The following is a 15,443-nucleotide window of genomic DNA, read 5'->3' as shown; positions in this document are numbered from 1 at the left end:
GCGCATCCGTTTCAGGATCCGCTGCCAGCCGCCGGGGCTGACGATGAAGGACAAAAGGAACCCGGCGACAAAGCCCGACAGATCCGCCACCACATCCCCGTAATTGCCCTGCAAGGTCGCAAAGATAAGCTGGATCGCCAACAGCATCCCGATAAGCCCGAAGGCCCGCATCTGGTTTTCCCCGGCGACGCCCAGATTGACCCACCGGATAAAGGAAAACGCCCCGATCAGCCCGTAGACACCGGGATAGCCGCCAATCAGCGGGTAGCCGGAATCGAGCACCAGCACGAAGGCCAGCGCCCCGACAATGGCCGAGACCCAGAAAACCAGCAGGAAGGCCAGCGGCGAAAACACCTCGGCCACCATCTTGCCGATGGCCAGGATGAAGACCACCACGAAGGCCACATGCACGAACCCGCCATGCAGCAGCGGATAGGCCACGAACCGGGCCAGATGCTGCACCGGATAGCTGCGATTGGCGCGCATCCATTCCCAGACGGAGTCCAGAACCGCGTAATCCTGCATCGCCGCGATCCGCCAGCCGACACCTCCCGCGCCTCCCAGAAGCCCCGCCGTCGCCAGTTGGAACATCACCTCCAGCCCGCCCATCACGACCGCCAGGGCGACCACCACCGGCGGCAGCGCATTGAAGGGGGAGTTACCGCTTGCGTCCATCTTCCCGTTGTCCCTTATGTTGACGCGCCTCGCCCCCATGGGTAAGCGAGGCGCGCGCGGTTGACCAGACGCCCTTTTCGCGCGGGGGGCAGGCAAGGGTGTTCACGATGAGCGACGCAAAATTCACGCCACGGGTGTTTTCCGGCATCCAGCCCTCGGGCGACCTGCATCTCGGCAACTATCTGGGGGCGCTCAAGCGCTTCGCGGATGCGCAGAACCAGGGCATCCTGTCGATCTACTGCATGGTCGATCTGCACGCGATCACCGTCTGGCAGGATCCCGCCGCGCTGACCCGCAACACGCGGGAACTCTGCGCGGGCTTCATCGCCTCTGGAATCGACCCGGAAAAAAGCATCCTGTTCAACCAGAGCCAGGTGCCCGAACACGCGCAGCTGGCCTGGGTCTTCAATTGTGTCGCGCGCATGGGCTGGATGGGCCGCATGACGCAATGGAAGGACAAATCCGGCAAGAATGCCGAAGCCGCCTCGCTCGGGTTGCTTGCCTACCCTGCTCTCATGGCCGCCGATATTCTGGTCTATCACGCCACCCATGTGCCCGTGGGAGAGGACCAGAAACAGCATCTGGAACTGACCCGCGACATCGCCGCGAAGTTCAACCATGACTATGGCGTCGAGTTCTTCCCCATGACCGAACCGGTGATCGAGGGGGCGGCGACGCGGGTGATGAACCTGCAGGACGGGACCAAGAAAATGTCCAAGTCCGACCCGTCCGACAAGACGCGGATCAACTTGACCGACGATGCCGATGCCATTGCCCGGAAGATCAAGAAGGCCAAGACCGACCCCGACCCGCTGCCAGAAACCGCGGAGGGGCTGGAAAACCGCCCCGAGGCGCGCAACCTCGTCAATATCTGGGCGGCTCTGGCCGAGACGACCGTGGACGATGTCGTGGCGCAGAATGCCGGCAAGATGTTCGGCTATTTCAAGCAGGACCTCGCTGATCTGGCCGTCGAAAAGCTGGCCCCGATCTCGGGCGAAATGGCCCGGCTGATGCAGGACCCTGCCGAAATCGACCGCATCCTGGGCCGCGGGGCCGAGCGGGCGCGCGAGATTGCCGCGCCGATCCTGGCGCAGACCTACGATATCGTCGGCATGGTCCGCAGCTAAGCCTCTGCGCAGATCTGCACCGATCCTCTGCGAAAACGGTGAATTCCCCTTTGTCCGGCAGTTCCTATGTTGCCGGGCAAAGGAGAAACGCAATGAGCTACACCGCAGACCCCGGCATGGGAATCGGCCATGTCCACCTGAAAGTATCCGACCTTGACCGGTCCATCGACTTCTATCGCGATGTGATCGGGCTGGAAGTTCAGCAGCGTTACGGCCCCGGCGCGGCGTTTATGTCAGCGGGCGGCTATCACCACCATCTGGGGCTGAACACCTGGGAAAGCCGGGGCGGCATGCGCCCGCCGCGCGGCACGACCGGGCTTTACCACGTCGCGTTTCTCTACCCGACACGCGCGGCGTTGGCGAAGGCCGTGGCGCAGGTGGCCGCCGCTGGCGTGCCGCTGGTCGGGGCTGCCGATCATGGCGTCAGCGAAGCCGTCTATCTGGAAGACCCCGATGGCAACGGTATCGAGTTGTACCGAGATCGCCCGCAAGAGGACTGGCCCCGAGATTCGGAAGGAAATCTGGAGATGGTCAATGCGCCGCTCGACATGGCGGGGCTGCTGGCACTGGCGGCGTGATCCACCGGCTTAACCTTTTGGCAGGCTTTTGCGGCGATGATGCCGCCAATCATGTAAGGGAGGAGCCATGGAGACAGCCAAACAACCGCCACGGTCACCGGGCAAACCGCCTGCAACCGGCTCGGGCGCGCGGCCTGCGCCGATGTCCTATCAGCTCGGATTTACGTCTGGACCTATGACCTAGTCTGCCCCATGCTGTCGCCAAGAAGGAGGATCCCCAATGGCGACCGGCAAGAATATCCGCACCTGGTTCGAAGGCAAATGGCATGACGGCAATGTGCCGATCATGAACGCGGCCGATCACGGATCGTGGCTGGGGGGCACGGTATTCGACGGCGCGCGCTATGCCCATGGGCTGGCCCCCGACCTGCTGGCCCATTGCGAGCGGGTGAACCGCTCGGCCAAGGCCCTGATGATGAACCCGACGCATACCGGGCAGGAGATCTACGATATCGTTTGGGAGGGCATCCGGCTCTATCCCGAGGACACGCCGCTTTATATCCGTCCCATGTACTGGACCATCGACGGCGGCTATTCGGCCATCGTGCCGAATGCCGACTCCACCGGGTTTGCGGTCTGTCTGGAGGAAATCCCGCTCTCGCCGCCCGATGCCACCGTCCGGCTCGGCACCACCCAGTTCCGTCGCCCGGTGCTGGCTGACAATGTCACGAATGCCAAGGCGGGCTGCCTCTACCCCAACAACGCCCGGATGCTTGCAGAGGTGCGCGCCAAGGGGTTCGATAATGCGCTGGTGGCCGATGCCATGGGCAACGTGGCCGAAAGCGCCACCGCCAATGTCTTCATCGTCAAGGATGGCGTGGTGAAAACCCCCATTCCCAATGGCACTTTCCTGTCCGGCATCACCCGCGCCCGCCACATCAAGAACCTGCGTGACGCAGGCCATGAGGTGCGCGAAGAGGTTCTGAGCTTTGACGACGTGCGCGATGCCGACGAGGTCTTCCTGTCGGGCAACATGTCCAAGGTCACGCCCGTAGTGGAGTTCGACGGCACGAATTACCAGGTCGGCCCCGTGACCAAAGAGGCGCTGAAGCTCTACTGGGACTGGGCCAAGTCAGAAGGCTGATCAGCCGGTAAAGCGCCTCAGGTAATCGTCGGAATAATCCACCTCCAGCTCGATCCAGATCGGCAGGTGGTCCGACATCTCGTAGGTGGTCCAGCCCTTGTAGGACCGGTCCCAGTCGGCATAGGGCGCGCCGCGCATCGCCTCGGCATGGGGTTGGTAATGGGCTGCATCCTCTTCCCGGAACACCGCCCCGCGCCAGTCGAAACTGCCCTTGGCCAGAAGCCGCGTCTTCACGTCCTCCTTGGTGAAGGCGATCTGGTCGTAGTGTTTCGTTCCGCCCAGGTTGGTCGCCCCGAACAGGGGCACATGCAGCCCCTCATCCGTCATCGCCTGCATGATCGGATCGCCCGCCGCCTCGATATTCATGTCGCCGAGCAGCACATGCACCTCATCCGTCTGTTCCGACCGGCGCGCCAGAACCTTCGATATCGCCCGGATTTCGGCCGCGCGCAGCGCATGATCCGCCGCGCTGCTGCCGCCATAGAGGATATGCGCACTACAGAGCGTGAAGCGGAACCAACCCGCCTGAAACGACGCGAAGAAGGGCGACCGGGCGATCTGGCGGCCCTCGATCAGGGCCTCCTGCGGCAGCACCAGTTCCCCGATCAGGTTCTTGAACCGCACCCGGTTGCGGTCATAAAGAAACGCCATGCGTTCATTATTGCCAGGGCCCCCTTCAGTCACGTCATTGACGAAGTAATCCCAATTGGGGCCAAGCAGCCGGACCAGCCGTTCCAGCGGTTTCAGGTCCTGCTTTACCTCCTGCACCGCGCAGATATCGAAGCTGTCGATGATCTCGGCGATATAGTGATAGCTTTCATCCATGCGCGGGCGGCCATCGTCGAAGGCGCGGATGTTCCACGATCCGATGATCAGCGATTTGGCCCGCCGCCGACCGGTGATCTTGTCGCGCAGATGCGTGCGCAATTCCAGCAGGCGCGAGGCGATCCAGTCGGCCTTGCCGGGGTAGTCGATATCGCGCCCGGCGGCGCGGGCGGCCTCTTCGGCGCGCAGATAATCCTTGAGGGTGTGATAGAAGGCCATGTCCGGTCCCCCGCATGAACGCAGTCAATAAATGCCGAAAGGTTAACACAGACCGGCGGACAAATGGTTAACAAGTGCTTGCAAAACCCGCTGTTGCCTGCGCCCCTCACCTCGGTCATGATGGCCTGCGGTGACTATGGGAGAGGTCCATGCGCAAGTTTCTGGTTATCCTCGATGATTCCCGCGAATGCCTGAACGCCATGCGTTTCGCGGCAATGCGGGCCGCGAATACGGGGGGCGGTGTGCAGATCCTGTCGGTGATTCCCCCCGATGAATTCAACCACTGGATCGGCGTGGGCGAGGTCATGCGCGCCGAGGCACGCGAACGGATCGAGGCGCATTTCAACGTCTTCGCCAAGTGGATGCGCGACAAGCAGGGCGTCGACCCGGAACTGGTTGTCCGCGAGGGAGAGCCGATTGACGAGATTCTGAGCCAGGTCAACGAGGACCGGGAAATCGGGGTGATCGTTCTGGGGGCCGGGACCGGTCGCAAGGGGCCGGGGCCGCTGGTCACCGCCCTGTCGAAAACCGCGGGCACCCTGCCGATTCCGATGACCATCGTGCCCGGAGAGCTGTCGAAGGAACAGCTTGAGGCGATCACCTGAGCGGCAGATTAGAACCATTCCAATTCTTGACTTCCCCGGTCGGGATAAGCATATCAGTGCAAAGCCGCGAAGGAGCGCAAGATGTTCATCCAGACCGAATCCACCCCGAACCCCGCCACGCTGAAATTCCTGCCCGGATTGCAGGTTCTTGAAAGTGGCACAGCGGATTTCCCGGCGGCGGATAGCGCGGGCAGTTCTCCGCTTGCGACGCGCATTTTCGGCGTGGCGGGCGTGGCGGGCGTGTTCCTTGGCACCGATTTCGTGACCGTGACCAAAGCCGCCGATGTGGAATGGGACCACGTGAAGCCCGCCATTCTGGGCGCGATCATGGAGCATTTCCAGTCCGGCGCCCCGGTGATGGAGGGCGACGGCGCGGCTGGCGGCCATGCCGAGCATAGCGGCGAGGATGCCGAGATCGTCGGTCAGATCAAGGAACTGCTGGATACCCGCGTGCGCCCCGCCGTGGCGCAGGATGGCGGCGACATCACCTTCCACGGCTTCGATCGCGGCATTGTCTACCTGCATATGCAGGGCGCTTGTGCCGGCTGCCCCTCGTCCACCGTGACGCTGAAGATGGGCATCGAGAACCTGCTGCGCCACTACATCCCCGAAGTGATCGAGGTGCGTCCGGTTGCCGTCTGACGCGCTGATCCTTGGCTTTGACACATCGGCCGCGCATTGCGCGGCCGCTTTGCTGTCGGGCGACCGGGTGATTGCCGCGCGGCAGGAGGATATGGGCAAAGGCCAGGCGGAACGGCTGATGCCGCTGGTTCAGGAGGTGCTGGCAGAGGCTGATGTCGCCCTGCCCGATCTGTCCGCCATCGGCGTCGGTATCGGCCCCGGCAACTTCACCGGCATCCGCATTTCCGTCGCCGCCGCACGGGGGCTGGCGCTGTCGCTTGGCATTCCTGCCATTGGAGTGTCGCTGCTGGATTGTCTGGCATTTGGGGCGGACGCGCCTGTTCTGGCCTGCCTCGATGCCCGCCGCGATCACCTGTATTTGCAGCGCTTTGCCGAAGGGGCCGGAAAAGGCCCGGCCCTGGTGCCGTTTGATGCGGTGTCGGAGTGGGCGCTGCCGGGCCTCACCTGTGTTGGTCAACGGGCGGAGGAGGTGGCCGAGCGGATCGGCGCGACCCACGCGCCTGCGGCCTTCGCCCCGGCCTGTGCCATCGCGCGCATCGCCGCGACCCGCTGGCAAACACCCCAACCGCGCCCTGCCCCGCTCTATATCCGCACACCCGACGCGGCCCCCGCCCGCGACACCGGGCCTGTCATGCTGCCATGACCCCGGCTGACCTTGCCCGCATCCACGCCGCCAGCTTCACCACCCCCCGACCGTGGAGCGCGGTGGAGCTGGAGTCCTTCCTGTCCGATCCACTTTGCGACCTGATCGAGGGTGACGGCGGCTTTGCCCTGATCCGCACCATCGCGGGCGAGGCGGAACTGCTGACCATCGCGGTAACCCCGGATCGCAGGGGCCATGGAATTGGGAAAGCGATTCTCTTGCAGGCTCTGGACCGCGCCAGAACGCGCGAAGCCGAGCAGATATTCCTTGAAGTCGCCGCCGACAATCAGGCCGCGATCCGCCTTTATGAAACCGCCGGATTCGTGCAAACGGGCCAACGTCCACAATACTATCGCAAACCCGATGGAACCCGCGTCGATGCCATGCTCATGGCGCTGCCATTGCCGGCATCAGGCGGTTGACGCGAGAATACGGTTGACCCCGTGCGCGGGCTTTGCCCTTATTCAGCATGGGATCTTTCAACTTTTTCCAGGCCGGGCGCATCACCCAAAGAATGCCCCGCCATCATCCAACCGGGAGAGACACATGACTCTTTTCAAGACATTCTATGGCACCGTTGCGGCCCTTGCGATCACCGCCACCGGTGCGCTGGCCGATCCGGCGATCATCTTCGACCTCGGCGGCAAGTTCGACCGCTCGTTCAACGAGGCGGCGTTCAACGGTGCGGAGCAGTGGGCCGAGGAAACCGGCGGCTCCTATCGCGAGATCGAGCTTCAGTCCGACGCACAGCGTGAACAGGCGATGCGCCGTCTGGCAGAAGCCGGTGCGAACCCCGTCGTGATGGCGGGCTTCAGCCAGGCGTCCTCGCTGGCAGTTGTGGCCCCCGACTATCCCGACACCACCTTCGTGATCATCGACGGTGTGGTCGACGCACCGAACGTGCGGTCTGTGATCTTCTCGGAACATGAAGGGTCGTACCTTGTGGGCATGCTGGCGGGTCTGGCATCGGAAACCGGCACCGTCGGTTTCGTGGGCGGCATGGACATTCCGCTGATTTCCCGCTTCGGCTGCGGCTATGCGCAGGGTGTGCGCGCGGTGAACCCCGAGGCGACCATCATCCAGAACATGACCGGCACCACCCCGGCGGCCTGGAACGACCCGGTGCGCGGCGGTGAACTGACCCGTGCGCAGGTTGCACAGGGCGCCGACGTGGTCTTCGCCGCCGCTGGCGGCACCGGCCTTGGCGTTCTGCAGACCGCCGAGGACGAGGGCATCCTGTCGATCGGCGTGGACAGCAACCAGAACTACCTGCACCCCGGTTCGGTCCTGACCTCGATGCTCAAGCGCGTGGACGTGGCCGTGTATGACGCGTTCTCGACCCCGGTCGACGAGATCGAAACCGGCATCCATGTCTTCGGCCTGGCCGAAGATGGCGTGGGCTATGCGCTGGACGAGCACAATGCAGACCTGATCACCGAAGACATGATCGCGCAGGTGGATGCCGCCCGTGCCGCCATCATCGCCGGTGAGATCTCGGTGCATAACTACACCGAAGACGGCATGTGCCCCGTCGAGTAAACCGGTGACAGGCTGATCAAGCCCGACGGGCCGCCCCGACCGGTGGCCCGTCTTCTTTTTTGGGGGCGGTGACTGGACAGACGCCCCGGCTTTGGTCACAGTTTCCCAATTGCGCCCGCATTTCGTGGCGACCCAATGAAAAACAAAAGGGACAGGCTGCCGCATGACAGACACAGAACCCTATGCGATCGAACTGAAGGGCATCTCCAAGGCCTTCGGTCCGGTTCAGGCCAACAAGGATATTTCCCTGCATGTCCGCAAGGGCACGATCCACGGGATCGTCGGCGAAAACGGCGCGGGGAAATCGACGCTGATGTCGATCCTCTACGGGTTTTACAAGGCCGATGCCGGTGAAATCCTGATCAACGGCCAGCCCACCCCGATCCCCGACAGCCAGGCCGCGATCCGCGCCGGCATCGGCATGGTCCACCAGCATTTCAAGCTGGTCGAGAACTTCACCGTGGTGGAAAACGTGATCCTTGGCGCCGAAGACGGCGCGATGCTGCAACCCTCGATCACCAAGGCGCGGCGCATTCTCAAGGAACTGTCGGACGAATACGAACTGCATGTGGACCCGGATTCGGTGATCGAGGAAATCTCGGTCGGGCATCAACAGCGGGTCGAGATCCTCAAGCAGCTCTATCGTCACGCCGATATCCTGATCCTCGACGAACCCACGGGCGTGCTGACCCCCGCCGAGGCCGACCACCTGTTCCGCATTCTCAACGGGCTGAAGGAACAGGGCAAGACGATCATCCTGATCACCCACAAGCTGCGCGAGATCATGGAGGTGACCGATACGGTATCCGTGATGCGCCGGGGCGAGATGACAGCGACCGTGCAGACCGCCGACACCAGCCCCGAAGAACTGGCCGAGCTGATGGTCGGACGCAAGGTGCTGTTGCGCGTCGACAAGGCCCCCGCCAATCCGGGCGAGGTGGTGCTGGACGTAAAAGACCTGCGGGCCAATGACGATCAGAAGGTCGAACGGCTGAAAGGCATCTCGTTGCAGATCCGGGCGGGCGAAATCCTGGGCATCGCGGGGGTGGCGGGCAATGGCCAGTCGGAACTGCTGGAGGTTCTGGGCGGCATGATCGCCGCAACCGGCGGCAGCATCGCGGTGAATGGCGAACAGATCGACCTGACCGGCGCCTATTCGGATGGCCAAAGCCGCCGGGCGCGTGGCATCGCCCATGTGCCCGAGGACCGGCAGAGGGAAGGGCTGATCATGCCCTTCATGGCGTGGGAAAACATGGGCTTCGGCTATCACCACGATCCGAAATACCAGAAGAACCGCCTGTTCATGGACAATGCGGCGCTGAAGCAGGACACCGCCGAGAAGATGGAACGCTTCGACGTGCGCCCGCCCAACCCGTTTCTTGAGGCCAAGAACTTTTCCGGCGGCAATCAGCAAAAGATCGTCGTGGCACGCGAGATCGAGCGCAATCCCGACCTGCTGCTGATCGGGCAGCCGACGCGGGGCGTCGATATCGGTGCCATCGAATTCATCCACAAGCAGATCATCGCCCTGCGCGACGAAGGCAAGGCGATCCTGCTGGTCTCGGTGGAGTTGGATGAGATCATGTCGCTGTCCGATCGCATCGCCGTCATGTTCGATGGCCATATCATGGGCGAACGCCTGCCCTCGGAGACCGACGAAGGTGAATTGGGCCTGTTGATGGCCGGTGTAAGCAAGGGGGCCGCGTAAATGGACAAGATGCCAAGATGGGCCGATGTCGCCCTGATCCCCTTCATCAACCTGCTGCTGGCACTGGTCGTGTCGGGTCTGGTGGTTCTGTATATCGGAGAAAGCCCGCTGGAAGCGATGGCCATCATGGTGCGCGGCTCGGTCGGGTCGGCCTATGGTTGGGGCTATACGCTGTATTATGCCACGAACTTCATCTTCACCGGCTTGGCCGTGGCCGTGGCCTTCCATGCCCGCATGTTCAATATCGGCGGCGAGGGTCAGGCCGCCCTTGGCGGGCTTGGCGTGGCCGTTGTCTGCCTGTCGATCCCGTGGCCTCACTGGTCCCTTGCCCTGATCGGGGCGATTGTCGGTGCGGCGGCCTTCGGCGCGGCCTGGGCCGCGATCCCGGCTTATCTGCAAGCCAAACGGGGCAGCCATATCGTGATCACCACGATCATGTTCAACTTCATCGCCTCGGCCCTGCTGGTCTACCTTCTGGTCAACGTGTTCCGCGTTCCGGGGTCCATGGCGCCTGAAACCGCGCGATTTGCAGAGGCCACGCATCTGCCCAATGCCTATGACGTCGCCCCCTGGCTCGGCTTCAGCCGCTCGACGCCCCTGAACGTCTCGTTCGTCGTGGCGATCCTGGCCTGCGTCGGTGTGTGGCTGCTGATCTGGAAGACCCGACTCGGCTATGAAATCCGCGCCTATGGTCATTCCCAGAGCGCGGCCGTCTATGCCGGGATCAACCCGGTGCGGATCATCATGATCTCGATGCTGATTTCCGGCGGGCTGTCCGGGATGATGGCGATCAATGGCGTGATGGGAGAGGCCGAACGGCTGGTGATCGACCCGGTTCAGGGCGCGGGTTTCGTCGGAATCGCGGTCGCACTGATGGGCCGGTCGCACCCGATCGGGGTATTCCTCGCGGCGCTGCTGTTCGGGATGCTCTACCAGGGCGGGGCCGAGCTGGAATTCGAAATGCCCGCCGTCAGCCGCGAGATGCTGCTGGTCATTCAGGCGCTTGTGATCCTGTTCACCGGCGCGCTGGACAATATGGTGCGCACACCCGTGGAACGCCTGTTCCTGGCCATGCGGAAAGGGAGCTGATCCATGGATTTCGCAACTCTCATTCAGCTTCTCGACAGTTCCATCCGGCTGGCCACACCGCTGCTGCTGGCCTGTCTCGCAGGGCTCTATTCCGAACGCGCCGGGATCTTCGATATCGGTCTGGAAGGCAAGATCCTGATCTCGGCCTTCTTCTCGGCCTCGGTCGCGTTCACAACCGGCAATGTCTGGCTTGGCCTTCTGGCGGGCGTCGCGTCCTCCATGGTCTTTGCGCTGCTGCACGGGGTGGCGTCGATCACCTTCCGCGGCAACCAGCTGATTTCCGGCGTTGCGATCAACTTCCTTGCCGCCGGCATGACGGTGGTGGTCAGCGACAGCTGGTTCTCGCTTGGCGGTCGGACACCGCAGCTGGAGACCTCGGGCCGGTTCCAGAACATCACCCTGCCCTTCGCGGAACAGCTGCAGGGCGTGCCGATCCTCGGGCCGATCTATCACGATCTGATCTCGGGCCATTCCATCCTTGTCTACGCGGCCTTCCTGATCGTGCCGCTGACCTGGTGGCTGCTCTACCGCACCCGGTTCGGCCTGCGCCTGCGCGCCGTTGGGGAAAACCCGGCGGCGGTGGATACGGCAGGCATCTCGGTGGTGCGGATGCGCTTTACGGCGGTGTTGATCTGCGGCGTGCTGTGCGGCATCGCGGGGGCCTATCTGTCGACCAGCCTGTCGGCAGGCTTCGTGCGCGAGATGAGCGCGGGCCGGGGCTTTATCGCGCTGGCGGCCCTGATCTTCGCCAAGTGGAGGCCGTGGTATGCGCTGATGGCCTGTTTGCTGTTCGGCCTTCTGGATGCGACGGGCAGCCTGTTTCAGAATATCCGGCTTCTGGGCGTCAGCGTGCCGGTGCAGTTCATGCAGGCACTGCCCTATATCCTGACCGTGGTCATCCTGGCCGGTTTCGTCGGGAAAGCGATCCCGCCGCGTGCCGGTGGGGAGCCCTATGTGAAAGAGCGCTGAGAGCCGCGTGAGGCGCGACGGGGAAGGATTTTGCAAAATCCTTCCCCCCGCCCGTTGAAAGGAAATGCCCATGTCTGATGTCGCCGCGCTTGTCGATCTGATCCAGTCCCGCGCCGGGGCCGAGCCGGTGGCCATCGGCCTGATCCTGGGCTCTGGCCTGGGGCACCTGGCCGAGGCCGTGGACGGCACCGCCATCGACTATGCCGACCTGCCGGGTTTTCCCCATGCGGGCGTGTCCGGCCACAACCCGAAACTGGTCATCGGCGATCTGGAAGGCACCCGCGTTGCCGTCTTCGGGGGGCGCGCGCATTATTACGAAAGCGGCCGGGGCGACGCCATGCGCTTGCCACTGGAGGTACTGACCGCGCTTGGGGCAGAGGCACTGATTGCCACCAATGCGGCGGGGTCGATGCGGTCCGACATCCAGCCCGGTGACCTGATGCTGCTGAATGACCATATCAATTTCTCCGGTCTCAACCCGCTGATCGGGGAACCGTCGGACCGGCGCTTCGTGCCGATGAAGGACGCCTATGATCCCGGCATCCGCGCGGCTCTGAAACAGGCGGCTGAGGACGAAAGCATCGCCCTCGCCGAGGGGGTCTATGCCTGGTATTCCGGCCCTTCCTTCGAAACGCCTGCCGAGATCCGGGCGATCCACATGCTTGGGGCCGACGCGGTTGGCATGTCCACCGTGCCCGAGGTCATCCTGGCCCGGTTCCTGGGCCTCAAGGCCGCTGCGATTTCAACCGTGACCAACATGGCGGCGGGCCTCAGCGACGAGGCGATCAGCCACGAACACACAAAGGCCATGGCTCCCCTCGGCGCCGCGAAACTGGAGAAGATCCTGCGCCGCTACCTGCGTCAGCGCTAGGCCCGCCTGATCCGATCTGTCGCAGGGAGGCCGGTGGATTCCGACCGATCACAGGCGTAAGGGGCGATATCCCCGCCGAAAGCCCCGCCCCATGCAAATCTACCTTCCCATTGCCGAAGTCAGCGTCAATGCCTTCCTGCTGCTTGGCATCGGCGGGGTGGTCGGCGTGCTGTCGGGCATGTTCGGCGTCGGCGGCGGGTTCCTGATCACGCCGCTTCTGTTCCTGGCGGGCATTCCGCCGGTGGTGGCCGTCGCGACCTCTGCCAACCAGATCGTCGCCTCGTCAATCTCGGGCGTCATCAGCCATTTCCAGCGCCGCACCGTGGATATCCGAATGGGCGCGGTTCTGCTGGCGGGCGGGTTACTGGGGTCGGCCCTTGGAGTGCAGGTCTTCTCGGCCCTGCGGGCGGTCGGTCAGGTCGATCTGCTGGTCCGGCTGTGCTATGTCGTCTTCCTTGGCGCGATCGGGGCGATGATGTTCATCGAAAGCCTGAATGCCATCCGCGCCTCAAGAAACCCGGGTGACCGCCCCGCCGTCACGCGACGCCAGCGCAACTGGGTGCATGCGATGCCCTTCAAGATGCGCTTCCGCACCTCGGGGCTCTATATCTCTGCCCTGCCGCCGCTGCTGGTCGGCGGCGCGGTCGGCATCCTGTCGGCGATCATGGGCGTCGGCGGCGGGTTCATCATGGTGCCCGCGATGATCTATATCCTTGGCATGCCCACCAAGGTCGTGATCGGCACCTCGCTGTTTCAGATCATCTTCGTCACCGCCTTCACCACCCTGATGCATGCGACAAGCAGCCATTCGGTCGATATGGTTCTGGCGCTGCTGCTGATCTTCGGCGGGGTGCTTGGCGCGCAGGTCGGCGCACGGATCGGCGTCAGGCTGAAGGCCGAGCAGTTGCGCATCCTGCTGGCGGTGCTGGTGTTGGCGGTCAGCGTCAAGATCGGGCTGGAACTGATCATCCGCCCCGGCGAGCTTTACGGGATATCGGTCAACCTGGACTGAGCCGATTGGCACTCTGGCACTGGACGGATCGAGGCCAGTGATTCACTATGCTGACAGTCGCTTACTGTTCCGATCTGTCGCACCCCCGCCGGGCGGGGTGAAGGCTGGCCATTACACGGACCGGGCAGTAAGACAGGCTACAACCTCAGGAGGCATTTGTCGGACCATGCAGATCTACCTGCCCATTGCAGAAGTCAGTGTAAACGCTTTCCTTCTGCTTGGGCTTGGCGGTCTGGTCGGCATCCTGTCGGGCATGTTCGGGGTTGGCGGCGGCTTCCTGCTGACACCGCTGCTGTTCTTCATCGGAATTCCCCCCGCCGTCGCCGTGGCGACCGAGGCCAACCAGATCGTGGCCTCGTCCTTTTCCGGCGTGCTGGCGCATTTCAAACGAAAGACGGTGGATCTCCGAATGGGGGTCGTGCTGCTGATCGGCGGTCTTGCGGGGGCTGCGCTCGGGGTGCAGGTGTTCAACGCTTTGCGCGCTATCGGTCAGGTCGATCTGCTGGTGCGGCTTTGCTACGTGGTCTTCCTTGGCATCATCGGCGCGCTGATGTTCGTCGAAAGCCTGCGCGCCATTCGCCGGTCCAAGGCCACGGCCGGTGCCCCGCCGCCGCGCCGCCACCATCGCGGCTGGATCCATGCGTTGCCCTTCAAGATGCGCTTCCGCACTTCGGGGCTGTACCTGTCGGTCATTCCGCCGCTGCTGGTCGGGCTGTTCGTTGGCATCCTGGCGGCGATCATGGGCGTCGGCGGCGGCTTCATCATGGTGCCCGCGATGATCTATATCCTTGGCATGCCCACCAAGGTGGTGGTCGGAACATCGCTGTTTCAGATCATCTTCGTGACCGCCTTTTCCACGCTGCTGCACGCGACCACGAACTACACGGTAGACATGATCCTTGCCGTCCTGTTGCTGATCGGCGGCGTCGTCGGCGCACAGGTGGGTGCGCGGATCGGGGTCAAGCTGAAGGCCGAACAGTTGCGCATCCTGCTGGCGATCATGGTGCTTGGGGTCTGCGGAAAACTGGCGCTCGACCTGCTGTTGCAGCCGTCCGAGCTTTTCACATTGGGGGCGGCGTCGGGACATTGAAACAGATCCTGCTGATACTGGCCCTGCTTCTGGCCCCGCTTACCGCCTTGGCGCAGGAGGAAACCGTCGTCGCTGGTCTCAGCCAGAACGAGGTGTCGATCACCGCGAATTTCAACGGCTCCGAGATCCTGATCTTCGGCGCGGTCGAGCGCTATACACCGGTGCCCGAGGGCAACCCGCTGGAGGTGATCATCACCATCGAGGGCCCCGACCGCCCGGTGACCGTCCGCCGGATGGACCGGCGCTATGGCATCTGGATGAACACCGAGGCGGTGGAAGTGGACGCCGCGCCCACCTTCTACGCGGTGGCCACGACCAACCCGTTCCGCGAGGTGATCAGCGATACCGAGGATCTGCGTCACCGCATTTCCATCCCTCGCGCAATCCGGGCCGTGGGCACCGAGACCGAACATCAGCGCGATTTCACCGATGCCGTGATCCGCATCCGCACGAATGAAGACCTGTATCAGGTTCTGGAAGGTGCGGTGACCCTGCGCAACGAAACGCTGTTCAACACCTCGTTTCGGATGCCCGCCAATCTGGTCGAAGGCGACTACACCGCCCGCATTTTCCTGACCCGTGGGCGCGAGGTCGTGTCCTCCTACGAGACCGCCATCACCGTGCGCAAGGTCGGGCTGGAACGGATGATCTACACGCTCGCCCATGAACGGCCCCTGGTCTACGGCCTTCTGTCGCTGGCCATCGCCATCGCGGCGGGCTGGCTGGCCTCTGCCGTCTTCCGCTACATCCGCATGGGCGGCTGATAG

General features: G+C 63.5%; 17 protein-coding genes. 15 read left to right on the top strand and 2 right to left on the bottom strand.

The features are described from left to right. Positions 1–675: rhomboid family intramembrane serine protease (locus RBB16_RS17295; protein ID WP_306047337.1), on the bottom strand; the 675-nt coding region annotated here is incomplete at its 3' end. A gap of 107 nt (positions 676–782) precedes the next feature. Here RBB16_RS17295 and trpS point away from each other — a divergent pair. From trpS to RBB16_RS17280, 3 genes are all read left to right on the top strand, one after another. After that, positions 783–1,802 (top strand): tryptophan--tRNA ligase, encoded by a 1,020-nt coding sequence (trpS, locus tag RBB16_RS17290; protein ID WP_306047336.1) that lies wholly within the window; start codon positions 783–785, stop codon positions 1,800–1,802. A gap of 92 nt (positions 1,803–1,894) precedes the next feature. Then, complete coding sequence (locus tag RBB16_RS17285) at positions 1,895–2,380, top strand: VOC family protein (RefSeq protein WP_306047335.1); 486 nt, start codon at positions 1,895–1,897, stop codon at positions 2,378–2,380. A 220-nt stretch (positions 2,381–2,600) separates the two neighbouring features. Then, positions 2,601–3,464 carry a branched-chain amino acid aminotransferase gene (locus tag RBB16_RS17280; RefSeq protein WP_306047334.1) on the top strand — a complete coding sequence of 288 codons (864 nt, stop codon included), beginning with the start codon at positions 2,601–2,603 and terminating at the stop codon, positions 3,462–3,464. Here the strand turns inward: RBB16_RS17280 and RBB16_RS17275 are convergent, their stop codons facing one another. Continuing rightward, on the bottom strand, positions 3,465–4,508 hold the full coding sequence (locus tag RBB16_RS17275; protein ID WP_306047333.1) for an endonuclease/exonuclease/phosphatase family protein: 1,044 nt from the start codon (positions 4,506–4,508) through the stop codon (positions 3,465–3,467). 149 nt (positions 4,509–4,657) lie between these two features. Here RBB16_RS17275 and RBB16_RS17270 point away from each other — a divergent pair, with 149 nt between their 5' ends. From RBB16_RS17270 to RBB16_RS17215, 12 genes are all read left to right on the top strand, one after another. Then, positions 4,658–5,113 carry a universal stress protein gene (locus RBB16_RS17270; protein WP_071689135.1) on the top strand — a complete coding sequence of 152 codons (456 nt, stop codon included), beginning with the start codon at positions 4,658–4,660 and terminating at the stop codon, positions 5,111–5,113. A gap of 81 nt (positions 5,114–5,194) precedes the next feature. Then, positions 5,195–5,755, top strand: a complete 561-nt coding sequence (locus RBB16_RS17265; protein WP_306047332.1) for a NifU family protein — start codon at positions 5,195–5,197, stop codon at positions 5,753–5,755. Continuing rightward, on the top strand, positions 5,745–6,398 hold the full coding sequence (gene tsaB, locus RBB16_RS17260) for a tRNA (adenosine(37)-N6)-threonylcarbamoyltransferase complex dimerization subunit type 1 TsaB (protein ID WP_306047331.1): 654 nt from the start codon (positions 5,745–5,747) through the stop codon (positions 6,396–6,398). The genes RBB16_RS17265 and tsaB overlap by 11 nt, the downstream gene beginning before the upstream one ends. Continuing rightward, positions 6,395–6,820 carry a ribosomal protein S18-alanine N-acetyltransferase gene (gene rimI / locus RBB16_RS17255; protein ID WP_306047330.1) on the top strand — a complete coding sequence of 142 codons (426 nt, stop codon included), beginning with the start codon at positions 6,395–6,397 and terminating at the stop codon, positions 6,818–6,820. The genes tsaB and rimI overlap by 4 nt, the downstream gene beginning before the upstream one ends. Before the next feature lie 124 nt (positions 6,821–6,944). Further along, positions 6,945–7,937, top strand: coding sequence for a BMP family ABC transporter substrate-binding protein (locus tag RBB16_RS17250; RefSeq protein WP_306047329.1), 993 nt, complete (start codon positions 6,945–6,947; stop codon positions 7,935–7,937). A 163-nt stretch (positions 7,938–8,100) separates the two neighbouring features. Beyond that, positions 8,101–9,645 (top strand): ABC transporter ATP-binding protein, encoded by a 1,545-nt coding sequence (locus RBB16_RS17245; protein ID WP_306047328.1) that lies wholly within the window; start codon positions 8,101–8,103, stop codon positions 9,643–9,645. Next, complete coding sequence (locus RBB16_RS17240; protein ID WP_306047327.1) at positions 9,646–10,734, top strand: ABC transporter permease; 1,089 nt, start codon at positions 9,646–9,648, stop codon at positions 10,732–10,734. A gap of 3 nt (positions 10,735–10,737) precedes the next feature. Further along, positions 10,738–11,703 (top strand): ABC transporter permease, encoded by a 966-nt coding sequence (locus RBB16_RS17235; protein ID WP_071689142.1) that lies wholly within the window; start codon positions 10,738–10,740, stop codon positions 11,701–11,703. 70 nt (positions 11,704–11,773) lie between these two features. Beyond that, positions 11,774–12,574 carry a purine-nucleoside phosphorylase gene (locus tag RBB16_RS17230; RefSeq protein WP_306047326.1) on the top strand — a complete coding sequence of 267 codons (801 nt, stop codon included), beginning with the start codon at positions 11,774–11,776 and terminating at the stop codon, positions 12,572–12,574. A gap of 91 nt (positions 12,575–12,665) precedes the next feature. Then, complete coding sequence (locus tag RBB16_RS17225) at positions 12,666–13,586, top strand: sulfite exporter TauE/SafE family protein (protein ID WP_306047325.1); 921 nt, start codon at positions 12,666–12,668, stop codon at positions 13,584–13,586. Between the two features lie 166 nt (positions 13,587–13,752). Beyond that, a complete protein-coding gene (locus tag RBB16_RS17220) occupies positions 13,753–14,676 on the top strand; it encodes a sulfite exporter TauE/SafE family protein (RefSeq protein WP_306047324.1) in 924 nt (307 codons plus the stop codon). Beyond that, positions 14,673–15,440 carry a TIGR02186 family protein gene (locus RBB16_RS17215; protein ID WP_306047323.1) on the top strand — a complete coding sequence of 256 codons (768 nt, stop codon included), beginning with the start codon at positions 14,673–14,675 and terminating at the stop codon, positions 15,438–15,440. The genes RBB16_RS17220 and RBB16_RS17215 overlap by 4 nt, the downstream gene beginning before the upstream one ends. The last annotated feature ends 3 nt before the right edge of the window (positions 15,441–15,443 follow it).

Source organism: Nioella sp. MMSF_3534 (assembly GCF_030732985.1).
GTDB lineage: Bacteria > Pseudomonadota > Alphaproteobacteria > Rhodobacterales > Rhodobacteraceae > Nioella.
This window is presented reverse-complemented; position numbering and strand designations above follow the sequence as displayed.